20 protein-coding genes and 1 pseudogene are annotated in these 21,852 nt (G+C 63.3%); 8 read left to right on the top strand and 13 right to left on the bottom strand.

Annotation, left to right across the window (positions count from 1 at the left end; all coding sequences use genetic code 11):
• Nucleotides 1-434: 434 nt before the first annotated feature.
• A complete protein-coding gene (locus YY7_RS0117485; RefSeq protein ID WP_028164381.1) occupies nt 435-1,562 on the top strand; it encodes a hypothetical protein in 1,128 nt (375 codons plus the stop codon).
• Nucleotides 1,563-1,678: 116 nt separating this feature from the next.
• On the opposite strand, the gene YY7_RS0117480 is transcribed toward YY7_RS0117485, so the two are convergent.
• The 6 genes from YY7_RS0117480 to YY7_RS0117455 are packed head-to-tail and all read right to left on the bottom strand — an operon-like array spanning nt 1,679 to nt 7,561.
• On the bottom strand, nt 1,679-2,179 hold the full coding sequence (locus YY7_RS0117480; RefSeq protein ID WP_035690373.1) for a nucleoside deaminase: 501 nt from the start codon (nt 2,177-2,179) through the stop codon (nt 1,679-1,681).
• The gene (locus tag YY7_RS0117475; protein ID WP_028164379.1) at nt 2,179-3,711 is read right to left on the bottom strand and encodes an ABC transporter ATP-binding protein; all 1,533 of its coding nucleotides are present in this window, start codon (nt 3,709-3,711) and stop codon (nt 2,179-2,181) included. Before YY7_RS0117475 ends, YY7_RS0117480 begins: the two co-directional genes overlap by 1 nt.
• On the bottom strand, nt 3,708-4,391 hold the full coding sequence (biuH, locus tag YY7_RS0117470) for a biuret amidohydrolase (protein WP_028164378.1): 684 nt from the start codon (nt 4,389-4,391) through the stop codon (nt 3,708-3,710). The genes YY7_RS0117475 and biuH overlap by 4 nt, the downstream gene beginning before the upstream one ends.
• Nucleotides 4,392-4,408: 17 nt before the next feature.
• Complete coding sequence (locus tag YY7_RS0117465) at nt 4,409-5,335, bottom strand: ABC transporter permease (RefSeq protein WP_028164377.1); 927 nt, start codon at nt 5,333-5,335, stop codon at nt 4,409-4,411.
• Between the two features lies 1 nt (nt 5,336).
• A complete protein-coding gene (locus YY7_RS0117460) occupies nt 5,337-6,455 on the bottom strand; it encodes an ABC transporter permease (RefSeq protein ID WP_028164376.1) in 1,119 nt (372 codons plus the stop codon).
• Nucleotides 6,452-7,561: a BMP family ABC transporter substrate-binding protein gene (locus tag YY7_RS0117455; protein WP_028164375.1), complete on the bottom strand. Its 1,110-nt coding sequence runs from the start codon at nt 7,559-7,561 to the stop codon at nt 6,452-6,454. The genes YY7_RS0117460 and YY7_RS0117455 overlap by 4 nt, the downstream gene beginning before the upstream one ends.
• 330 nt (nt 7,562-7,891) lie before the next feature.
• Between YY7_RS0117455 and YY7_RS0117450 the strand changes: the two genes are divergently transcribed.
• On the top strand, nt 7,892-9,160 hold the full coding sequence (locus YY7_RS0117450; RefSeq protein ID WP_035690370.1) for an allantoate amidohydrolase: 1,269 nt from the start codon (nt 7,892-7,894) through the stop codon (nt 9,158-9,160).
• A 139-nt stretch (nt 9,161-9,299) separates the two neighbouring features.
• Here YY7_RS0117450 and YY7_RS51920 read toward each other — a convergent pair.
• From YY7_RS51920 to YY7_RS60405, 4 genes and pseudogenes are all read right to left on the bottom strand, one after another.
• Nucleotides 9,300-10,312: pseudogene (locus YY7_RS51920) on the bottom strand (formamidase).
• A 75-nt stretch (nt 10,313-10,387) separates the two neighbouring features.
• On the bottom strand, nt 10,388-11,053 hold the full coding sequence (locus tag YY7_RS51915) for a flavin reductase family protein (protein WP_051396764.1): 666 nt from the start codon (nt 11,051-11,053) through the stop codon (nt 10,388-10,390).
• Nucleotides 11,054-11,056: 3 nt separating this feature from the next.
• On the bottom strand, nt 11,057-11,989 hold the full coding sequence (locus tag YY7_RS56595; protein ID WP_051396763.1) for a DUF1989 domain-containing protein: 933 nt from the start codon (nt 11,987-11,989) through the stop codon (nt 11,057-11,059).
• On the bottom strand, nt 11,986-12,150 hold the full coding sequence (locus YY7_RS60405) for a hypothetical protein (RefSeq protein WP_155255219.1): 165 nt from the start codon (nt 12,148-12,150) through the stop codon (nt 11,986-11,988). The genes YY7_RS56595 and YY7_RS60405 overlap by 4 nt, the downstream gene beginning before the upstream one ends.
• 240 nt (nt 12,151-12,390) lie before the next feature.
• Here YY7_RS60405 and YY7_RS51905 point away from each other — a divergent pair, with 240 nt between their 5' ends.
• From YY7_RS51905 to YY7_RS0117400, 6 genes are all read left to right on the top strand, one after another.
• The gene (locus YY7_RS51905) at nt 12,391-13,143 is read left to right on the top strand and encodes a GntR family transcriptional regulator (protein ID WP_051396762.1); all 753 of its coding nucleotides are present in this window, start codon (nt 12,391-12,393) and stop codon (nt 13,141-13,143) included.
• 70 nt (nt 13,144-13,213) lie between these two features.
• On the top strand, nt 13,214-14,314 hold the full coding sequence (locus YY7_RS0117420; protein WP_028164373.1) for a BMP family ABC transporter substrate-binding protein: 1,101 nt from the start codon (nt 13,214-13,216) through the stop codon (nt 14,312-14,314).
• A gap of 204 nt (nt 14,315-14,518) precedes the next feature.
• Nucleotides 14,519-14,737: a hypothetical protein gene (locus YY7_RS0117415; RefSeq protein WP_028164372.1), complete on the top strand. Its 219-nt coding sequence runs from the start codon at nt 14,519-14,521 to the stop codon at nt 14,735-14,737.
• A gap of 225 nt (nt 14,738-14,962) precedes the next feature.
• Complete coding sequence (locus tag YY7_RS0117410) at nt 14,963-16,000, top strand: putative sulfate exporter family transporter (RefSeq protein ID WP_028164371.1); 1,038 nt, start codon at nt 14,963-14,965, stop codon at nt 15,998-16,000.
• 237 nt (nt 16,001-16,237) lie between these two features.
• Entirely contained in the window at nt 16,238-16,939 is a 702-nt protein-coding gene (locus tag YY7_RS0117405; RefSeq protein WP_028164370.1) for a cysteine hydrolase family protein, read from the top strand.
• 10 nt (nt 16,940-16,949) lie between these two features.
• The gene (locus tag YY7_RS0117400) at nt 16,950-18,608 is read left to right on the top strand and encodes a hypothetical protein (protein WP_028164369.1); all 1,659 of its coding nucleotides are present in this window, start codon (nt 16,950-16,952) and stop codon (nt 18,606-18,608) included.
• 140 nt (nt 18,609-18,748) lie between these two features.
• On the opposite strand, the gene YY7_RS0117395 is transcribed toward YY7_RS0117400, so the two are convergent.
• From YY7_RS0117395 to YY7_RS0117385, 3 genes are read right to left on the bottom strand one after another with little or no spacing between them, the layout of a single operon-like run.
• Complete coding sequence (locus YY7_RS0117395) at nt 18,749-19,573, bottom strand: carbohydrate ABC transporter permease (RefSeq protein ID WP_028164368.1); 825 nt, start codon at nt 19,571-19,573, stop codon at nt 18,749-18,751.
• Nucleotides 19,570-20,508: a carbohydrate ABC transporter permease gene (locus YY7_RS0117390; protein WP_028164367.1), complete on the bottom strand. Its 939-nt coding sequence runs from the start codon at nt 20,506-20,508 to the stop codon at nt 19,570-19,572. Before YY7_RS0117390 ends, YY7_RS0117395 begins: the two co-directional genes overlap by 4 nt.
• Entirely contained in the window at nt 20,505-21,827 is a 1,323-nt protein-coding gene (locus YY7_RS0117385; RefSeq protein WP_028164366.1) for an ABC transporter substrate-binding protein, read from the bottom strand. The genes YY7_RS0117390 and YY7_RS0117385 overlap by 4 nt, the downstream gene beginning before the upstream one ends.
• Nucleotides 21,828-21,852: the final 25 nt, after the last annotated feature.

Raw genomic sequence — 21,852 nt, 5'->3', positions numbered from 1 at the left:
GGACGACACTGAGAACGATGCGAGCCACTTCGGCTTCGCAACGACTGCATTCCATCGCCTGTTGCATATTTACGACGGTCGAGACAATTCGAGTCCGTCCAAGCAGTGCTGACAAAAAGTTGAGCAGCGAAGTTTCGACTGCGTACGATGACGCGTGGTGATCGTGCAGCGTCGCAAGACGCTGCGCTCAAACGTCGCAGAAAACCAATAGAAATAGGCAAAAGCGGAAAATGCGCGCCACGCGCGGAGGTTGCTTGTGGGTTTTCGCCTCGCCGCTGGCCACTCCTTAAAACACTGACGTTGCAGTCGTTACGTGCCGAAACTTGCAGCACGCAGTGGAAAAACTTGAGGCTTCTCACTTCGGGGGAACGGCGCAAGGGTCGTTGCGAAGGGCCTCGAACTTTCGCACGTCAACTTTGGGGGTACATACAAATATGTTCAGTCTTCGCCGAACTCTGGTAGCCGCGGCACTGTCACTGGCCACCCTTGCGCCCGCCGGCTTCGCCAGTGCGGCCGACTTGGCAGTCAAAGCGCCGAAGCCCGCGCCTGAATTGCCGTTCTTTCTGCTGGTCGATAACCGCGTAACCTTCTCCTGGATGCCCAAGGGCACCGATCCCGGTGTATTCTCGATTCGGCCGGACGGCTCAATCAATGGCACGACCGCCAAGCAGGTCTATTCGTTCACCCATTTCGACATCTGGACCTACGGCACCAACTTCTTCACGATCTCGATGTTCAAGTCGGGTCAAAACGATCCGGCCTCGCCGTGCTCCAATGCCGGCGTGCTGATCACTGGCGCGCCCGGCAATTGCGCCGGCGCCACCGAAATCTACGGTCTGTTCCGCTCGACCTTCGGCTTCAACCAGATCTTCAACACCAAGGCCTTCAACGTCGGACCGCTCACCAACGTCTCCTTCGAAGTCGGTATGGACGCCAACAGCGAGAACAACTTCCTCGCCCCGGCCAAGCGACAGGTCGTCGCCGGTCTGCAGTTCGAATTCGCGCTGCCTTATAAGGGCTATTTCAACGTGTCGCCGTTGGCGTCCTGGGAGTTTTCCAACCACAACGCCTTCAACCAGTGCGGATTGTTCGGTCCCGGCATTCCGTATCCGGCCCCCGGCGCCACCTGTCTTCCGGACGGCAACACCAGCTTCAATCCGACCTGGGCGGTCGAAACCAACTACTATATGGACCTCGGCTTCCTGCCGGAGAACATGCAGTTCTGGTCGATCAGCGGCCGCGCTGCCTGGTACGGCAAGAAGGGTGACCAGAACAATCCGCTGGTTGGCTTCGGCACAGGTCCGTTCAGCACCGGCACCGCCGTTGAGTTCAACAGCGAGCCGATCCGGCTGACCTTCGACGCCAGCAAGGCGGTATGGGGACCGAAGTACACTCACTTCGTCGACCTCTGGGTTGCCTACCGCTACTGGCAGAACAAGTTCGGCCTCGACCACAACGCTGCTCCCGGCGTCTGCACCCTCACTAACGCAGCCGGCGTGACGGTCAGCACCAATAGCTGCACCGAGTCGACGGTCTATGGCGGTATCACCGTGAAGTTCTAACCAACCTGACCCGTTCTCCAGGTGAACTGGGCGCCGCGATGAACCCGCGGCGCCATTTTTTTCTCAGACGCGCGTTGATGGGACGCAGCCCAGGTCAGAGGTGGCAGTTCTTCGCGCTATTTCTGCCAGAGGCCGGCGTGGAGCTCGGCAGCCTCATCCTCGATCAGCGGCCCCACGACGTCGGTCGGTCGCTGCCCGGTGCGGAACACTTCACGGCAGGGCAGGTCGAGCGTCGGGTTCTCCGGATGGTTGCCGGTGATCTCGCGCAGGCGATGTTCGCTTAACGCATAGACCAGGCGGCCGATGCCGGCCCAGTAGATCGCGCCGGAGCACATCGCGCAGGGCTCCGCGGACGAATAGAGCGTGGCGTGCTTGAGGACCTCAGGCGGCGAGCTCGTGCAGGCCTTGGTCGAGAGCAGGCGCTCTGCATGCGCGGTGCCGTCACGGGATGGCATATAGCCGTTCTCCATCTCCATCAGCACGGTGCGGTCGCGATCGACCAGCACCGAGCCGAACGGATGGTTGCCGTGGGTGACGGAGCGGCGGGCGACCTCGAAGGACCGCCGGAGGAAATGCAGGTCAGCCTCGTCCTGGGTGAGCGCAGAAATATCCGTCATCAATGTCCTGCCATGTGCCGCCCGATCTCGGTGAGATCGGCTTCGCTGGCGCGGGCCTCGTGGACGAACTCACCGTGGAACATCACGACCAGACGGTCGGAAAGTTCGAGCAGCTCGTCAAGGTCTTCGCTGACCAGAAGCACCGCCGCACCGCGGTTGCGGGCGGCCATGATCTCGGCATGGATCTGCGCCACCGCGGCGAAATCGAGCCCGAAGCAGGGATTGGCCGCGATCAGCACCTCGACCTCGCCGCCGAGCTCGCGCGCCAGCACCGCGCGCTGCACGTTGCCGCCCGAGAGCGCGGCAATCGGCGTGTCCGGCGTGCGGGTCTTGATCTTGTAGAGGCCGATCTTGCGTTCGGCGTTCCTGCGAAACGCCGCGCCGCTCAGCCACCAGCCGCCCTTGGCGAACGGCGCGCGGTCGAATTCGCGGAGGGCGATGTTGTCGGCCACGCTCATGCCACCGACACAGGCGTTCTTGAGCGGCTCTTCCGGCAAGAGCGACATCTTGTGCCGGCGCATCTCCTCGCGCGTCGCCGAATAGCGCTCGCCGCGGATGCGGATTTCGCCGCTCTCGGCGTCGCGCTGGCCGGCGAGGACTTCGACGAGCTGGCGCTGGCCGTTGCCGGAGACGCCGGCGATGCCCACGATCTCGCCGCCACGGACCGTGAGCGAGACGTTGCGGACAGCGGCCGCGCCGGCATCGTCGAGCGCGGTGAGCCTGTCGAGCTCGAGCCGCGCCTCGCCGATTTCGCCGACGCGGGCTGGCTGCACGGTCAATTGCTCGGCGCCGATCATCGTGCGCGCCATGTCATCCGGCGTGAGTTCGGCGACGCGGCCCTGGCCGGCGAGCTTCCCGCGGCGCAGGATGGTCACCTCGTCGGCAAAGGCCATCACCTCGCGGAACTTGTGCGTGATCATCAGGATGGTCAATTCCCCGGCCACGACCATCGCGCGCAACATGCCCAAGACCTCGTCGGCCTCGCCCGGCGTCAGCACCGAGGTCGGTTCGTCCAGGATCAGGAAGCGCCGCTTCAGGTAAAGCTGCTTGAGGATCTCGCACTTCTGCCGCTCGCCGGCCGAGATGTCGGAGACCTTGGCGTTGAGCGGCACCTTGAATGGCATCCGTGCCAGGAACGCTTCGAGCTCCTTCTTCTCTCTGCTCCAGTCCACCACGGCCGGGACGTCGTCGCGCGCCAGCACCAGGTTCTCCGCGACCGTCATCGCCGGCACTAGCGTGAAATGCTGGTAGACCATGCCGAGCCCGAACGCGTGCGCGTCCTTCGGGTTGCCGATCTTCTGCTCACGCCCGCCGATCAGGATGTCGCCCTGGGTGGCGTGGTAATAGCCCATGATGCACTTCACCAGCGTGCTCTTGCCGGCACCGTTCTCGCCGAGCAGCGCATGGAAGGAGCCGGGACGCACCTTCAATTCGACATTGTCGAGCGCCAGGAAATCGCCGAACCGCATCGTCATGGCGACGGCGTCGACGCCGAAAGCGCCACTTGGCGGGGGTGCCTCGCCGATGATCACGAGATCGCTCCGATCAGGTCGGCGGATTTCGCCACCGCGCCAAACACGCCGCCCTGCATCTTGATCATCTTCAGTGCATGGTCGTGATTGCCCTTGTCGGTCGCGCCGCAGCAATCCTCGATCAGCACGCATTCGAAGCCGCGGTCGTTGGCCTCGCGCATCGTGGTGTGGACGCACACGTCGGTGGTGATGCCGGTCAGCACGATGTTCTCGATGCCGCGCAGGCGCAGCATCAGCTCCAGGTCGGTCGCGCAGAACGAGCCCTTGCCGGGCTTGTCGATGATCGGCTCACTGGGCAGGGGGCTGAGATCGGGGATGATCTCCCAGCCGGGCTCGCCGCGCACCAGGATGCGGCCGCAGGGACCGGGATCGCCGATGCCGGCGCCGATCTGGCGCGAGCGCCAGCGCTTGTTGGCGGGAAGGTCGGCGAGATCGGGGCGGTGGCCCTCGCGGGTGTGGATGATGTGATAGCCCTGGCTCCGCATCACCGCGAGCAGGCGCTTGATCGGTTCGATCGGCGCCCGCGTCAGCGACAGGTCGTAGCCCATCTTGTCGACATAGCCGCCGACGCCGCAGAAGTCGGTCTGCATGTCGATGATGATGAGCGCGGTGTTTTCCGGGCGCAGATCGCCATTGTAAGGCCAGGCATAGGGCTCGGACTTAATATAGCGCTCGGGCATTCGCGACCTCGTGCGTGTTATCGGGTGATGGAAAGCTCGGCCGGCGCACCGGTCAGCGTGCGCTTCGGCGAGCAGGTGATGATCATGATCGCGAGCGTCAGGATGTACGGCGCGGCATTGAACAGGTGATAGCCCGAGGTGACGCCGACCGATTGCAGCGCCGGCCCCAGCGCCGCGGCGCCGCCGAAGGCAAGCGAGGCCCACAGGCAGAGCAGGGGATCCCAGCGCGCGAAGATCACGAGCGCGACCGCGGTGATGCCCTGGCCTGAGGAAAGGCCTTCGTTCCAGCTTCCGGGATAGAACAGCGACAGGAACGATCCGCCGATCCCGGCAAGGAAGCCGCCGACCATGGTGGCGCGCAGCCGGATCAGCAGCACCGAATGGCCCATCGCCCGCGCCGCATCCGAGCTTTCGCCAGCGGTACGGATCAGAAGCCCCCAGCGCGTGGTCTTGAACGCCCAATAGAGGATGGGGGCGATCGCAACCCCGATCAGGAACAGCACGTTGATGCGCAGCGCGGCGCGAACCTGCGGAATGTCGCTCCACCAGCCGAAATCGATCGCGGGCAGCCGCGGCGCGGTCGGCTCGATCAATGGCTTGCCGAGGAAGAAGGCGAGGCCGATGCCGAACAGCATCAGCGCGATGCCGACCGCGACGTCGTTCACGCGCGGCAATGAGCAGATGCCGGCATGCAGTGCGCCGAGCAGCGCGCCGGTGATGCCGGCGGCGAGCACGCCCAGCCAGGGCGAGCCGGTGAGATAGGAGATGCCATAGGCGCTCATCGCGCCCATCACCAGTGTGCCCTCGAGCCCGAGATTGATGCGGCCGCTGCGTTCGGTGATGCATTCCCCTAGGCTGACGAACAGGAACGGCGTCGAGACGCGGATGGCGCCGCCGAGCACGGCGAGCGGGACGGTCCACAGTCCGATCGAACTGTCAGCCATGTCAGGACTTTCCTTTCAGGAAGCCGATGCGTCCGTACAGCGCGTCGCTCGCCAGCACGAACACGAAGATGATGCCCTGCAGCACCAGCACGGACGCGTCGGGCAATCCGAGCCGCCGCTGCAACAGACCGCCACTGGCGCTGATGCCGCCGAGCAGGATCGCGACCGGAATGACTGCGAGCGGATTCTGCCGCGCGAGGAAGGCGACCAGGATCCCGGTGAAGCCGTAACCCGCGGCGAGATTGGCGTTGGTGCGGCCCTGGACGGCCGCGACCTCGATCATGCCGGCAAGGCCCGCGCAGGCGCCGGCGAGAAAGCAGATCGTCATGATCAATTTGCCGACGCCGAGTCCGACGATCTTCGCCGCGCGGATATTGCCGCCGGCGACGCGGGCGGCGAAGCCGAAGGTGGTGTGATAGATCAGGATGTAGGCAGCGATCGCGCAGACCAGGCCGAACACCAGGCCCCAATGCACGTCGGTGCCGGGGATGGTACCGATCATGTTGGTGGCGCCGATCTCGCGCGTCGACGGCTTGTTGAGACTGGCGGGATCGCGCATCACGCCTTCGACGAGATGGTTGAGGATCGCGAGCGCGATATAAACCAGCAAGAGGCTCGAGATCGTCTCGTTCACGCCGCGATATTGCCGGAGCGCGCCTGACAGCGTGATCCACAATCCGCCGCCGATCACGCCGGCAACGACCATCGCGATCTGCACCACCAGCGGCGGCGCCCATTGCATCGCGAGCGCGGTGCTGGTCGCCGTGAGTGCGCCGATCAGCAGCGCGCCTTCGCCGCCAATGATCACCATGCCGAGCTGCGCGGGCAGCGCCGTGCAGAGTGCGGTGAGGATCAACGGCGCGGCGCGGGTCAGCGTATTCTGCCAGGAAAACCAGGTGCCGAACGCGCCCTGGTACATGTAGAAATAGAGATCGAGCGGGTTTTTGCCGTAGAGCGCGACGAACGCGCCGAAGGTCGCGAGCGCGCCGATCAGGGCGGCGCCCGGGATCAGGATGTACTCGATGGCGGCGCCGTAGCGCTGCAGGAAACCGGGATCGGCGGCCGGGGCGACCCCGACCGCCTCGACTGCCTCGGCCGAGTCAGCCGTGTCTGTCGTCACGAAGTCGCTCCGATCACGCCTTCGATCAGATAATCCATCTTCTCGAGCTCGGGATCCTTCTGGCCGCGGTCGACGCCGGATGCGATCACCGTCTTGCCTTTGTTGTCGAGGATCGGTCCCTTGAAGATGGTGTATTCGCCGGCGATGAGCTTTGCCTTCATCTCGTCGGCATGCTTGCGCGCTTCGGCCGAGACGGCTTCGCCATAGGGCGAGCATTTGACGATCTCTTCCTTCAGGCCGCCGCGATAGAAGTTCGGGATCGATTCGCCCGACGTGATCATCTTCAGGAATTTCGGATAGAGCGCTTCCCAGTTCCATTCGGCGCCGGTGAGATAGGCCTTTGGCGCGAGCGGGGACTGGTTGACGTGGTAGCCGCAGACGAATGCGCCGCGGCGCGCGGCGTTCTCGACCATGGTCTTGGGACCGTCGACGTGGCAGGTCAGCACGTCGACGCCCTGGTCGATCAGGCTGTTGGTGGCTTCGGCTTCCTTGACCGGCATCGACCAGTCGCCGGTGAAGATCACCTGCGTCGTTGCCTTCGGATTGGCGAGCTTGGCGCCGAGCGTGAACGCGTTGATGTTGCGCAGCACCTGGGGGATCGGCTTGGCCGCGACGAAGCCGAGCTTGCCGCTCTTGGTCGAATAGCCCGCGACGATGCCGGAAATGAACTGCGCCTCGTCGATATAGCCGAAATAGCTGCCGGCGTTCTTCGGGTCCTTCTCGGTCCACAAGCCGCCGCAATGCTCGAAGCGGATCTTCGGATATTTGTTCGCTATCTTGATCATGTGCGGATTGAAATATCCGAACGAGGTCGGGAACAGCAGCGTGGAGCCGTCGAGATTGATCATGGACTCCATGGTCTTCTCGACCGCATCGGTCTCGGGCACCTTCTCTTCCTCGACCACCTTGATGCCGGGCAGTTTCTTGAGCGCCGCCGCGCCCTGCGCGTGCGCCTGGTTGTAGCCGTAGTCGTCGCGCGACCCGACATAGATGAAACCGATGGTGGTCTCGGCCGCGTGCGCCGCGCGGGCACCGATCGTGCCGCCCAGCGCCAGCGCGGCGCCGCCTTGCAATAAATGTCGTCGTGAAATCCTGCTGAAATCCATTGCCTGCTCCCCTGGGGCGGTCCGGCCGCCGGTCGTTTCGCGTCCGCGCCAACGGCGGAGCTCAGACGGGATGTCGCAAGCTTCGTGCCAGAGCCTATCTGGCGGGCATAAACTACCAATCTATTGAAATAACTTTGGTATTATTCGATGCCATATTCCGCTCAAACTTTGAGCGACGGTGCGTCAGCCTAATTATTGAGCGTTGCCAGATAATTGTATGCAAGGCCGGTGAGCACCATTTGGGGCGTTGAACATGCGCCAAGGCGCTGGCATTGAACTTGTATCGATCCCGACGACGCGGGGATCGAAGCGGCCTTTCACTGGAAAAGCATGAGCAAGACAGACGCGGCGGGAGCCGGGACCAGACCAACCTTGCTTGGCGAGGAGATCGTTGCCCGCATCGACCAGCTTGCGGCGATATCGGAAGCGCCTTCGCATCTGGCGCGCATCTATCTGACGCCCCAGCACCGCAAGGCGGCCGATCTCCTTTTGTCCTGGATGCGTGAGGCCGGGATGAGCGCGCATCTCGACGCGATCGGCAATGTCTGCGGCCGCTACGAGGCCGCAACGCCCGGCCTGCCGTGCCTGATGCTCGGCTCGCATTACGACACGGTGCGCGATGCCGGTAAATGGGACGGGCCGCTCGGCCTGATCACCGCGATCTCCTGTGTCGCCGACCTGAACCGGCGCGGCCGCCGATTGCCGTTCGCGATCGAGGTGACTGGCTTTGCCGACGAGGAAGGCGTCCGCTTCGCCTCGACGCTGCTCGGCAGCCGCGCGGTCGCCGGCACCTTCGACGAAAGCGTACTGAACGCGCGCGACCAGGCCGGCATTTCCATGCGCGAGGCGATGGTCGCGTTCGGGCTCGACCCCGATCACATCGGCGCCGCCGCGCGCGCCCGCCGCGAACTGCTCGGCTATGTCGAACTGCATATTGAGCAGGGGCCGGTGCTGGAGGAGAAGGGGCTGCCGGTCGGCGTGGTGACCGCGATCGCCGGCGCGACGCGGCTTGCGGCAAAGATCACGGGCATGGCCGGCCATGCCGGTACGGTGCCAATGGCGCTCCGGCGCGATGCGCTGGCGGGCGCCGCCGAATGCATCACGACGATCGAGCAATTCTGCAGGACCGATGATGGCGGCCTCGTCGGCACCGTCGGCTATATCGATGCGTTGCCGGGGGCCACCAACGTGATCCCGGGAAAGGTCTCCTTCACGATCGATATCCGCGCCCCCACCGACATGCATCGCAAACGCGCGGTCGCCGATATCGTTCGTCAAATCGAGGCCATCGCGAAACGCCGCGGACTCGCGCTGCAGCTCGATGTCACCCACGAGAACCGTACCGTGCCCTGCGCGCCTTGGCTGAAAGCGCAGGTGGCGGAGGCGGTCGCCGGCGAGGGATATGCCGTGTTCGAGTTGCCGAGCGGGGCGGGGCATGACGGCATGGCGATGATCGATGTCGCCGATGTCGCGATGCTCTTCGTCCGCTGCCGCGGCGGCATCAGCCATCATCCGGACGAACATGTCGAGCTTGCCGATGCTGACGCCGGCGCGCGGGTGCTGTTGCGGCTGATCGAGAATTTTCGGCTTGGTCCTTGAGTCACCTCGCCCCGCTCTTGCGGGGAGAGGTCGGCGCGAAGCGCCGGGTGAGGGGAGTCTCCGCGCATTCATCGGCAGTCGAATACGCGGAGGGAGCCCCTCACCCCAACCCTCTCTCCGCAAGAGCGGGGCGAGGGAGTCACTCCGCCGCTTTCGCGGTCTTGCCGAACATCCGCGTCGGCGCTGGGAAGCCGCAGGAGGTGCCGTCGGTGATCTTCACCTGGTCTTCCCACGGCAGGCGGAAGTTACCTGCGACCATGTCCTGCATGAAGGTGTAGGGACAATCCATCGCGCCGCCCTTCACCGCGACATAGCCGCGATGCCAGAGCTGATAGATGTTGTTCTCGACGCCCCAGTTGATCCGCGCCTCGCGTACCAGGTCAGGGCGCACCTCGGCGGTGATGATCTCGTCCGCGCGGCCGGTGGTGCCGTGGGCGATGATGGTGCCGTCAAAATTGACGATCATGCCTTCGCCCATGGAATCGAACGAGCCATCGGAGCCGCACATGCAGACATTGGCCGTCACCATCAGATTCTGGAAGGCGTTGGCCTGATTTGTAAAACGCCAGCTCTCGCGGATCGGGGCGGTGTAGCCGGCGGTGCGGATCATGATCTCCGCGCCTTTGTAGGCGCATTCGCGGGCCATCTCGGGGAACATGCCGTCATGGCAGATGATGAGAGCGATCTTGGCGCCCTTCGGTCCCTCGATCACGGGAATGCCGATGTCGCCGGGCTCCCACGGCTCGACCGGAATCCAGGGATGGAATTTGCGATAGTAGAGCTTGATATCGCCGTGGTCGTCGATGATCAGGCCTGAATTGTAAGGGTTGCCGTCCGGATTGTACTCCATGATGGAGAAGCAGCCCCAGATTTTGTTGTCGATGCAGGCCCGCTTGAAAGCGGCAACCTCCGGGCCGTCGAGCCGGCACATGATTTCGGATTGGTGTCCATCGACAGGCCGTGCAGCGAATATTCCGGAAACACGACGAGGTCCATCGTGGACAGATTGCGCCGCGCCTTGCCGACCATCCAGACGATCTTCTCGGTCTGCTTCGCCAGATCGGCTTTGGTCGCCACGACCGGCAATTGCAGTTGAACAAGCCCGATCACGACGCCGTTGGGCGATTTATTGAGGCCGCCAAGTCCGTTCATATCGAACTCCCTGTTCAGTGCTGGTCGTTTCTGGGATTAAGCGAAGCAAATCCGATTTCTGTTTGCATCGAAAGACTATTTTTCAGGCGCCGCCATCGCCTCGAATTCGTCGAGCGTCGGCGTCAGCATCTCGAAGCGATCGCGGATGGTGGCGCAGGTGTTGCCGCCAAGACGTGCGATCGCGTCGAGTCTGGCCGGATCGATTCGCAGGCGCTCGGCATCAATTACCTCGCGCTGATAATGCGCGAACACGATTTCGCCGAGAATGATTTGGCGCGATTTCCCCAGTTCCAGCGTCACGTGGCGGCGGCACTCGAAAGCGGCGGGCGCTTCCTTGATCCAGGGCGAGGCTACTTCGGTTCCGGGAATCGCGGTCAGGCCGGCGGCCGCAAGTTCGTCGCGGCCGGCCGCAAACGGCACCGCGCAGACGTGCATCGCTTCCGCAATCGCGTGCGAGACGATGTTGACGGTGAAGACCTCGGTCAGGCGGATGTTGAGCGCGGTGTCCTTGAACGACATGTCGGGATGATTCTCGACCCCGAGCGCGAGGATCGGCGGGTCCGCGGAAAGACAGTTGAAGAAGCTGAACGGCGCGGCATTGATGCGCCCCGTTGGATCGACGGTCGTCACCAGCGCGATCGGCCGCGGCACCACAGTGCCGATCATCAGTTTGTAGCGCTCGCGTGCCGATAGCTTGCGGAAGTCGAAGGTGACTTCGTCCGGAGCCGGGATCGCGTCCATCGCTCAGGCCTCGATCGCCGGCGCCCCGGCATGCGCCTGCAGGAAGCGCTCTTCCCACCAGGAGAACAGGATGTCGCGCAACGCCGCCGCGTCGTCATCACCGTAGATGTCGGTGAGTTTGACCGCGTTGAACATCGCGATTTCCTCCGCGGTCAGTGTGATCGGAAGTTCGGTGAGCACGATCGGCGTGTTCGGAAACTCCGGCTTGTAGTCGGGATCCCGCCGCAAGGCGCGGTCGCTCTTGATGATCGGGTTCTTGAAATCGTTCGGCGTTCGCTGGCTCGCGAGCACGGGCGTCTTCGGCACGCTGGCGAGATCGGCTTCGGTCGCCTCGAACACCGTGAGCTTCAGCGGCTTCAGCGCAAAGTTGCTGGTCTTCATCACGTCGGCCCCGCAGACATTGGGCACCGCCAGCACGTCCATCAGGGCCAGCAGGTCGACATAGTCGCCGGGCTTGGTGGTCTGACGGGTCATGTAGGCGTGGCCGTCGGCATCGACGCCGGTGCACATGAACAGGTTGAAGGAATCGTGCACGTCGTCGGGCGTCAGCCCATATTCGCGCTGCGCTTCCGCCTGGATGTCGTGGCAATTGGTGTGCACGGAAAAGCCGTAGGCCGCTTCATAGACATAGGCGCTGCAGCGCGGGAACAGCACGTCATTGCGGCCGAAGGTATCTTCGAGAATATAGAGCATCGCGCGCTCGCGTGGCGGCGCCGACCACATGAAGGTGCCTTTGGTCGGATGAAAGCCGTGCACGGTGCGGGTGCGGCCGCAATGCATGAATTCCTTGTAGTCATGCAGGTTGAAGCAGTTGAAGTCGGCGCACTGGCCGCCTTCGACCTGCTCGATGCGCAGGATCTGCCCCTTCAACAATTCGATCGCCTTGCCGGTGCCCGGCTCGAGTAGCCATTCCGATATGATCTTGCGCGTGGTCATCGCGAGCTTCTCGCGGTCTCGGCCTTCCGGTTGGCGGCGTATTCGCGCAGCGCGAGACGGACCAGCGCCGCGCGATCAGGCGCCACACCCTGCGCGATGGTGCGGTCCATCAGTTCAAGCTGTTGCTGGTTCAATCGTAACTTAACGACTGTTTCCTTCATGGCATTCCCTCCGCAGCGATCCGAGATAGTAAAATCCTGTATACAGAATTACACCCAACCGGATATCGAGCTGCAGTTATCCTGCGTTTTACCGCGCATTCGAAGCGCAAACTTTGAGCGTCGTGCTGCCGTTTATTCGAGCGCATCGACCAATATTGCCGCATCCTGTGTACGAAATGCCGAACTATCGTATGCGCAATCGCGGACGCATTCTCGTCCGACGGCGCATGCGGATTTCGGATGAGCAAGAAATCGACCCGCGTTGATGTTGCCTGCCAGGCGCTGCGCCAGGCGATCATCGAGCAGGCGTTGCCGCCGGGCACGAAGCTGCCGGAGGACGAGCTCGGTGCTCAGTTTCGTATGAGCCGCACGCTGGTGCGCGCAGCCTTGGCGCAGCTTCAATCGGAAGGTCTGGTCGATGCGCCGCCGCGCCGCACCGCCACCACGGCCAAACCGACGCTGGAGGAGGCGAGGGAGGTCTTCGAGGTCCGCCGCACGCTCGAACGCGAAGTGGTGCGGCTGGTGATCGCGCGCTGGCGGCCGGAATTCGGCGCCGAGCTCGAAGGGCATGTCCGCAAGGAAGAAGCTGCGCGGAAGGCTGGCGAAGCGAGAGTCTCCATCCGTCTTGCGGGCGAATTCCATATCAAGCTTGGCGAGCTCGCAGGCAATAGTCTGTTCCGCCGCTATCTCGGCGAAGTGGTGTCGCGCTGCTCGCTGATCCTCGCGCTGTACGGCCGGCCGCATTCCGCCGACTGCGCCGTCAACGAACATCGCGAAATCGTGGCCGCGCTGCGCAGCCGCAATGCCGAGGCTGCGATCGAGCTGATGGACCATCACCTCGGCGCGGTCGAGCACCGGGCGCTGCTCGATCAGGATCGCGATGCGCAATTCGATCTCGGCGCGGTGCTGTCCCGTTACACGGAGACGGCGGAGACCGGCAACGGATCAAAGATCGCGCGGCTGCCGCGGCGAAAGACACGGGCCGCGAAATGACCGGGGACAGGATTTCATCACCAGCGTCACCCAAGCCGCGCCAATGGTTCGGCGATCAAGGAGAGTATCAATGACCACGCCTCCGCTTTCCCGCCGAACCTTTCTCGCTGGCGCAGCCGCAAGTCCTTTCGTTCTTTCCGCGCTCGGCCGGCCGGCGCACGCCGCCGATCTCACGGTCGGCATCATCTATGTCGGCTCGCGCCAGGACTATGGCTGGAACCAGGCCCACGCGGTCGCCGCCAAGGCGCTCAAGGATGTGCCGGGCGTGAAGGTCGTCGAAGAAGAGAACGTGCCGGAGACCGTGGCGGTTGCGAAAACCATGGAGTCGATGATCAACATCGACGGTGCGACGCTGCTGTTTCCGACGTCCTTCGGCTATTTCAATCCGTTCATGATCGATGCGGCGAAGAAATATCCGAAGGTCGAATTTCGCCATCCGACCTCGCTCTGGCAGGCTGACAAGCATCCCGCCAACGCTGGCGGCTATTTCTGCTATCTCGACCAGGGCCATTACGTGAATGGCATTGCCGCCGGCCTATCCACCAAGGCCAACAAGATCGGCTATATCGCCGCAAAGCCGATCCCCCTGGTGCTCCGCAACGTCAACTCGTTCATGCTCGGCGCGCGCAAGGTTAATCCCGATGTCACCGTGCAGCTCATCATCACCGGCGACTGGGCGTTGCCGGTGCGCGAGGCGGAAGCCGCCAACGCGCTGGTCGACGCCGGCTGCGACATCATCGCCTGCCACATCGACAGCCCGAAGGTGGTGATCGAGACCGCCGAGAAGCGCGGCGTGAAGAGCTGCGGCCACAACGCCAACCAGGCGGATCTCGCGCCCAAGGGATTCATCACCGGCGCGGAGCTGAAATGGGAGACGGTCTATAAGAGCTTTGCCGGCATGATCGCCAAGGGCGAGAAGCTGCCGAACATGGTGATCGGCGGCTACGACAAGGACATGGTGGTGAGTTCGCCGTTCGGAGCCGGCTGCAGCGAAGCCGGCCGCAATGCCGCCACCGCCGCAATCGCCGAGCTGAAGGCCGGCAAGCCGATCTTCGTCGCCGGCGTGAAGAGCAATACCGGCAAGGTCATCACCTCCAAGGACACCGGGCTCTATGATCCCTCATTGGAGACGACCGACTATCTGGTCGAGGGAGTTGTCGGTACGGTCTGAGGTCCCTGAGGCCGGCCGTGCTGGCGCAGGCCGGGTAGCTTCGGCGGCCATTTCCGCACGATTTGGAGCTGCGAGGATAAAAATTCTTCCCCGAGCCGGCGTCGGGGAACATGCTTCCAAGTCGCTGCTGCAAAAGACATTTCGCTACCATTGCTTCCTGGCCGCAATTGACGACATTTGAGGCCAGTTTCAATGGAAGCGGCTATGAGCAATCCCGGATTTGATGCGTTTGGCGAGCCAATGACGGCCGAGAGCGTTAGAGCGCCCGGGCGCACGTCCTCGTGGCTGCTGCGTGCCGGCACCAGCGCGTTCTGGCTGCTCGTCGCTGGCATCGTGATCGCCCGCGCCGCCTATTTCGAGGCCGGCGTCTTCAATTTCGACCGCGCCGTTGCCTGGGCGCAGGGCCTGTTTGCGGCCCTCTGACGTTCGATCCGGCACTCTCTTTCTTCATCTAGTTCCAGCCGAAATCGCGCGGCCGCCTGCGATAGGCACGGCCAACCGGAAGCGTCCGTCCTGGACTATCTCTTGTCACGGAATATAACTTCTCGTGACTGGGGAAATTGGAGAATATATTAGCCAAAACATCACGGTAGGCGCATAAATTATTTCCCGATAGGGAGTGCCACCGTGGCGGACAATACCAACAACATCAAGGAAACAGCACGGCGGCCCAGCGCCGTCGCCCGCACATTTGGCCTTCTTCCCGGCATCGTGCTGTGCGGCGCGATCACGGTCGTCGCGCTCGGCATCCAGCATCTGGAAGAACGAGCCTTCGACCATCCCTATGTGGAAGCCCTCGTGATTGCGATTCTCCTGGGGATGGCGATCCGCACCGCGTGGAATCCATCCGAGCGATGGCGCTCCGGGATCGCCTTCAGCGCCAAGCAACTGCTCGAAGTCGCCGTCGTGCTGCTGGGGGCTTCGATCAGCTTCGCCGCGATCGCGGCGTCCGGCCTTGCCCTGATCGGCGCGATCGCGGGGACGGTCGCGATCATGCTGGCGCTTAGTTTTGGGGTCAGCCGCATGCTGGGCCTGCCCACCAAGCTGTCGATCCTGATCGCCTGCGGCAATTCCATCTGCGGGAATTCGGCAATCGCAGCCGTTGCCCCCGTGATCGATGCCCACAGCGACGACATCGCCTCGTCGATCTCGTTTACGGCTATCCTCGGCGTTCTGATGGTGCTGGGATTGCCCTTGCTGATCCCGCTCCTAGGATTGTCGGCGACGCAATACGGCATCCTGGCCGGACTTACGGTCTATGCCGTTCCCCAGGTGCTTGCGGCGACCGTGCCTGCCGGCATCGTCAGCACGCAGATCGGGACGCTGGTGAAACTGGTGCGCGTGCTGATGCTGGGACCGATCGTGATCGGCCTCTCTTTATTCGTTGCCAGCCGCCGCCAGCACGAGAAGGCGGCATCGATCAGTCCGTTCAAGCTGGTGCCCTGGTTCATCATCGGCTTTCTGGTCCTTGCCGCGCTGCGATCGTTCGAGCTCGTTCCGGATGCGGTGATCCCTCTGGTGACGAAGACGGCGGTTCTGCTTACCGTCCTGTCGATGGCGGCCCTTGGGCTCGGCGTTGATATTCGCGTCATCGCCACCGTGGGAGGACGCGTGACGGCTGCGGTCACGCTGTCGCTGTTGGTACTGCTCGCCATCAGCATCGGGCTCGTCCATCTCTTCAGATGAGAGCATGCGCCCGGCGACGCTTGCGCAAATCGAATGCAAAGAAAAACTCGCTTAATGAATGAGCAGATGCGCGTCGAAAAAGCTTCGCACAGCGAATAAGCAGCGCTCCATCAAACGATCAGTGAATTGAAATCGCAGCGGATTTCGTTCCGGCCGCGCGCGATTTGGAATTGTACACAATGGCACGGCGCTTGCTTAACCCCGCTCAAGAGTTCTCTCGTTCGGGGCACGCGCATCATGGCGAACTCAAGCGATTCAGTGGGGATGATCGTCGCGGAGCCGGAGCCGATCGCGCTCGACTGGACCAAGACGGCGCTCGTCATCATCGACATGCAGCGCGATTTCATGGAGCCCGGTGGCTTCGGCGAAACGCTCGGCAATGACGTCAGCCAGCTTGCGCGCGCCGTGCAGCCGATCGGCTCGGTGCTGTCGGCGGCGCGCGACGCCGGCATGCTGGTGATCCACACCCGCGAAGGACATCTGCCCGATCTTTCCGACGCGCCGCCCGCCAAGGTCGAACGCGGCGCGCCATCCTTGCGCATCGGCGATCCCGGTCCGATGGGCCGCATCCTCATCCGCGGCGAGGCCGGCCACGACATCATTCCCGAGCTTTATCCGCTCGACAGCGAGATCGTGATCGACAAGCCCGGCAAGGGCGCGTTCTACGCCACCGAGATGGGCGATGTGCTGCAGAAATACGGCATCGAGAATCTTCTGGTGTGCGGCGTCACCACTGAAGTGTGCGTCAACACCACCGTGCGCGAGGCCAATGACCGCGGCTATCGCTGCGTCGTCATCTCCGACGGCTGCGCATCCTACTTTCCCGAATTTCACGAGATGGGCCTGAAGATGATCAAGGCCCAGGGCGGCATCTTCGGCTGGGTCGCGAGCTCAGCCGCTGTACTGGAGGCGTTGGAGACTTCGAAAACATTGGCTTAGGAACATTATCATGAGCACCAGCATGACGGGGACGGCCGGCAGGTCCGAGTTCAAGCCGGCACTGTGGACATCGGGCGACTGGAACGCGTTTTTCGGCTTCGGCACCAACATCCTCGTCAACATGCTGGTCCTCACCGGGCTATTGCGCTTCGTCCTGAAGATGCCGGACTCGCTTGTGTTCGGCCGCATCCTGCCGGCGCTCGGCCTGATGATGTGCCTCTCCACTTTCTACTACGCGTTCCTCGCCTACCGGCTGGCGCAGAGGACCGGCCGCAGCGACGTCTGCGCCTTGCCGTCGGGCATCAGCGTCCCGCATATGTTCATCGTCACCTTTGTGATCATGCTGCCGATTACGCTCAAGACCGGCGATCCCATCAAGGGCTGGTCCGCCGGCCTGGTGTGGGTGTTCTTCCAGAGCTTCATCCTGATGATCGGCGGCTTCATTGCGCCGTACATCCGCAAGATCACGCCGCGCGCGGCGCTGCTCGGCACGCTCGCCGGCGTGTCCATCACTTTCATCGCGATGCGACCAGCGCTCGAAATGTACATGACGCCGCAGATCGGGCTGATCTGCTTCGCCATCATCCTGGTGAGTTGGTTCGGCGGCGTGAAATATCCGCGCGGCATACCCGCAGGCCTTGTCGCGATTGCGGTGGGCATGATCATCGCATGGGGCTCGAACCTGTTCGGGTTCGGGCTCGGCGGCCTGAGCCTGAAGGGCGTCGGCGATGCCTTTGCGAATTTCGGTTTCTCGGTGCCGGTCCCGGCCGTAGGCTACGTGTTTTCCGGTTTCGAGTTCTTAGGCATCATCCTCGTCACGGCGATTCCGTTCGGCATCTACGATCTCGTCGAGGCCATGGATAACGTCGAGAGCGCGGAAGCCGCCGGCGACGAATATCCGACCACGCGCGTGCTGACCGCCGACGGCATCGTCAGCCTGATCGGCTGCCTGATGGGCAATCCCTTCATCAACGCTGTTTATATCGGCCATCCCGGCTGGAAGGCGATGGGCGGACGGATCGGCTATTCGGCCGCGACCGGAATCATGGTGGTGTTGCTGTCGTGGTTCGGCATTATCTCGGTGTTGCTGGCGCTGGTGCCGGTGGTCGCGATCTCGCCGATCCTGCTCTATATCGGCATGCTGATCGGCGCGCAGGCGTTCCAGACCACGCCGGCGAGGCACGCGCCTGCGATCGTGCTGGCGTTCACGCCGCATCTTGCCGCCTGGGCCAAACTGCAGATCGACACCATGCTGGCCTCGACGATGACGGCAGCGCAGAGCGTCGGCGGGCTTGCGGCCGACAAGGTGGGTGAGGTCAAGACGGCTGCGATCGCCGCACTGCCGCAACAGGGCGTGATCTATCATGGGCTCGAGGTGATGGGCGGCGGCTCGATCCTTGCCGGCCTCGTGCTCGGCGCCATCGCGGTGTTCATCATCGAACGCGATTTCCTGAAGGCCGCTGCCTTTGCGCTGGCCGGTGCCGTCATGACCTATTTCGGTTTCATGCATGGCGAAGCGGTCGGCATCGGAGGCGGCCTCGGCGTTACGCCCGGCGTGACGCTCGCTTATCTCGTGATGGCGGGTGGGCTGTTCGCGCTCAGCAAATCTGTCGGCAGCGTGGCCTACAGCTCGCATCCGGAGATGCCGATCGCGGCACCTGCGGAGTGAACTCTCAGCCGTCATTGCGAGGAGCGCAAGCGACGAAGCAATCCATGTGTCCGCAAGTGGCGCTATGGATTGCTTCGCGGAGCCTGTCATCGGGCGGCGCTACGCGCCGACCCGGTGGCTCGCAATGACGTGGAGAGAGGCTACCCGCCCTTGACCGCACCTGCGGTGAGGCCGGCGACGATCTGCCGCTGCGCGAACACCGTCAGCAGCAGCACCGGGAAGGTCACGAGCAGCGCCGCGGCGGCGAGCGGGCCCCAGCTCAACTGGTCGAACGAGATCATGTTGTAGACGGCGACCGGTAACGTGCGCGTCTCGCGTCCCGCCAGCACGATGCCGAACACGAAATTGTTCCAGGAGAAGATCACCGCAAGGATGAAGGCAACGGCAAGTCCGGGGCGCGCGATCGGCAGCGCGACGTGACGGAACACCTGCCAGCGCGTGGCGCCATCGATCCGTGCGGCTTCCTCGAGTTCCAGCGGCGTTGTCTCGAAATAGCCGATCATGATCCAGATCACGATCGGCACGGTGACCACGAGATGGATGATGATCTGCGGCACCAGCGTGCCGAGCAGTCCCAGCCATTGGAACAGCAGAAACAGCGGGATCAGGTACGACAGCCCCGGCGTGATGCGCGCGATCAGGATCACGATCGCGGATTTATGCGCCGCCATCCGCGCGATGCCGTAGCCGGCGGGCACGCCGACCAGCATCGCCAGCAGCGTCGCGCCGCCGGTCACGATCAGGCTGTTGAAGAAATAGGTCAGGAAGCGGTTGGAGGCGAGCACGTCGGTATAGTTCTTCCAGGCGAACTGCTCGGGGATGAACACCGGCGGATAGGCGGCGTTGTCGATCTCGTACTTCAGCGACAGCGAGATCATCCAGAGGAAGAACAGGATCGCCGGCGACACGATGACGAACACCGAGAACCAGAGGCCGATCCGGCCCATGAGTCGGCGCGGGCTCATGCGCCACCTCCGATCTCGGTCCACAGCATCCGCTTGCGCAAGTAGAGCAGCACGGCGGCGAGCAGCACGATCAGCAGGAAGAACACGACCGCGATCGCCGAGCCGTAGCCGAGGTCGTAATAGACGAAGGCGACGCTGTAGAGATAGAGGTTGATGGTCTCCGACGCCGAGCCGGGGCCGCCTTGCGTGATCGCGAAGATGATGTCGAAACTCTTCACCGCGTCGATCATGCGGATCATGCCGGCGATGAACAAGAACGGCATGATCAGCGGCAGCGTGATGTAGCGGAACATCTGCCAGAAGCCGGCGCCGTCGATCTCCGCGCTCTCATAGGGCTCGGTCGGGATCGCGGCGAGGCCGCCGAGCACGATCAGCATCACCAGCGGCGTCCATTGCCAGGTCTCGACCAGCACCAGCGATGGAATGACGGTCGCGGGATTGAACACCCAGAGCTGGGGCGGCAGGCCGACCAGCGACAAGAGATAGTTGAGCACGCCGAGCTGCGGGTGGAACATCATGGTCCAGACCAGCGCGATCGCCACAGGCGTCGCCATCATCGGCATGATGAAGACGCCGCGCAAAAAGCCGCGCCCGGCAAAGCGCTGGTGGAACACGACGGCCGCGAGCGTGCCGAAGATCAGCGGCAATATCACCGACAGCGCGGTGTAGACGATGGTGTGTCCGACTGCCTCGACGAAACGCGGATCGTTCGGCAAGCGCAGGTAGTTGGCGAACCCGACGAAGGTCGTGGGCGAGCCCACCTTCCATTCGTTGAAGCTCATCCAGATCGTGAACAGCCAGGGAAACACGATCACGGCCAGCACGACGATGAGCGCCGGCAGCACGAAAGGCCAGTAGGTGGGGCGATGCCATTCCTGCTCCGGCGCGGCGGAGGTTTCCGCCGCGGCCGGACTCGTCTCGGTTATCGTGCTCACGCTTTTTCGCTGCGTTCCAGGATGGGCCGGAATTGCTCGTGCGCCTTCTTCAACTCCGTCGCGGGATCGGCGCCGGAGAGCGTCGCGGTCAGCGCCGCGCCGACGATGTCGCGGAATTCGGCGACGGGGATGATGACGGGCAGTCCGAGCTTGCTGATCTTGGCGGAGTCGACGACCGACTTCAGCCATTCCTGAGTCTTCACACCCTTGGCGACATCAGGATCGTTCACGATCGAATTGCGGAACGGAACGCCGCCGCCGGCCTGCAACAGTCGCGCGGCTTGCGTCCTGGAGATGACCCATTGGCACAAGAGGTAGGCGGCTTCCTTGTTCTTGCTCGCCGCGGCGATGCCGATGCCGTCGCCATAGGTCGAGGAAAACGCGCCCTTGGGGCCGGCGGGCACGAGGGTGTAGCCGACTTTGCCGACGACGCGCGAGGCGGTCGGATCTTCCAGCGGCGGCGCCCAGCCGTCGGCGTCGATCCACATCGCGGATCGGCCTTGCGTGAACGAGGCCATCGACTCCATCCAGTTGAAGCCGGCGACGCCGGGTGGCGCCGATTTGGTGAGCAGCCGTTGGTACAGCTTGGTGGCTTCGATCGCCTCGGGGCCCTCGGTCAGGATGTTGCCTTTGCTGTCGAGGAATTCGCCGCCATAGTTGAGGTAGAAGTTGGTCCACATCGCCATGTTGGCGTTGCGCAGGCCGCGTCCGACAAAGCCAAAAGTGCCTTCCTTGGGGTCGGTGAGCTTCTCGGCGGCCACCACCATCTCGTCGAGCGTCTTCGGCACTTCGACGCCTTTCTTCTGGAACAACTCCTTGTTGTAATAGAGGATGAAATAGTCGACCGACCACGGCAGCGACAGCATCTGGCCCTTGTCGTTCTTGGCGTATTGCTGTCCGGCGGCGGAGAAGTCGCTTTCGACCAGGTCGGGCGGCGTGAAATTCGGGTCCTTCAAGTAGCCGGAGAGATCGGCGAGCCAGCCGGCCTTCTCGAACTGCCGCTTCTGCACATGATAGCTCAGATGCACAACGTCGAAGCTGGGCTTGCCCGAGGCGAGCTCGATGACGCATTTCTGGCGCTGCTGCTGCTCGGGGATCTGCTCGGACTCGACCTGGATGCCGGTGAGCGCGGTGAATTCCTTGATGTATTTTTGCAGATTGTCGCCGCGCGGCCCCTTGGCGAGGATCACCTCGAGCTTGGTGCCGTTATATTTCTTCCAGTCGATGTCGGCGCGCGCCGGAAATCCGGTGAGGCTGAGCGCGCCGGCCGCAGCCGTGCCGGCCAAAAGCTGCCGGCGCGAGATCTGGTGATCCGTCATATTTCTCTCCCTGCTCGTTTTTTGT

This window comes from Bradyrhizobium elkanii WSM2783 (genome assembly GCF_000472865.1).
GTDB classification, from domain to species: Bacteria; Pseudomonadota; Alphaproteobacteria; order Rhizobiales; family Xanthobacteraceae; genus Bradyrhizobium; species Bradyrhizobium elkanii_A.
Note: the sequence above shows the minus strand (reverse complement) of the source record. Positions and strands in the feature narration are given on the sequence as shown.

Bases quoted from the DNA above. Each gene is read 5' to 3' on its own strand.
- YY7_RS0117485 (WP_028164381.1), top strand. From the start codon at position 435: ATGTTCAGTCTTCGCCGAACTCTGGTAGCCGCGGCACTGTCACTGGCC.
- YY7_RS0117480 (WP_035690373.1), bottom strand. From the start codon at position 2,179: ATGACGGATATTTCTGCGCTCACCCAGGACGAGGCTGACCTGCATTTC.
- biuH (WP_028164378.1), bottom strand. From the start codon at position 4,391: ATGCCCGAGCGCTATATTAAGTCCGAGCCCTATGCCTGGCCTTACAAT.
- YY7_RS0117465 (WP_028164377.1), bottom strand. From the start codon at position 5,335: ATGGCTGACAGTTCGATCGGACTGTGGACCGTCCCGCTCGCCGTGCTC.
- YY7_RS0117455 (WP_028164375.1), bottom strand. From the start codon at position 7,561: ATGGATTTCAGCAGGATTTCACGACGACATTTATTGCAAGGCGGCGCC.
- YY7_RS0117450 (WP_035690370.1), top strand. From the start codon at position 7,892: ATGAGCAAGACAGACGCGGCGGGAGCCGGGACCAGACCAACCTTGCTT.
- YY7_RS51915 (WP_051396764.1), bottom strand. From the start codon at position 11,053: ATGGACGCGATCCCGGCTCCGGACGAAGTCACCTTCGACTTCCGCAAG.
- YY7_RS56595 (WP_051396763.1), bottom strand. From the start codon at position 11,989: ATGACCACGCGCAAGATCATATCGGAATGGCTACTCGAGCCGGGCACC.
- YY7_RS60405 (WP_155255219.1), bottom strand. From the start codon at position 12,150: ATGAAGGAAACAGTCGTTAAGTTACGATTGAACCAGCAACAGCTTGAA.
- YY7_RS51905 (WP_051396762.1), top strand. From the start codon at position 12,391: ATGAGCAAGAAATCGACCCGCGTTGATGTTGCCTGCCAGGCGCTGCGC.
- YY7_RS0117420 (WP_028164373.1), top strand. From the start codon at position 13,214: ATGACCACGCCTCCGCTTTCCCGCCGAACCTTTCTCGCTGGCGCAGCC.
- YY7_RS0117415 (WP_028164372.1), top strand. From the start codon at position 14,519: ATGAGCAATCCCGGATTTGATGCGTTTGGCGAGCCAATGACGGCCGAG.
- YY7_RS0117405 (WP_028164370.1), top strand. From the start codon at position 16,238: ATGGCGAACTCAAGCGATTCAGTGGGGATGATCGTCGCGGAGCCGGAG.
- YY7_RS0117400 (WP_028164369.1), top strand. From the start codon at position 16,950: ATGAGCACCAGCATGACGGGGACGGCCGGCAGGTCCGAGTTCAAGCCG.
- YY7_RS0117395 (WP_028164368.1), bottom strand. From the start codon at position 19,573: ATGAGCCCGCGCCGACTCATGGGCCGGATCGGCCTCTGGTTCTCGGTG.
- YY7_RS0117385 (WP_028164366.1), bottom strand. From the start codon at position 21,827: ATGACGGATCACCAGATCTCGCGCCGGCAGCTTTTGGCCGGCACGGCT.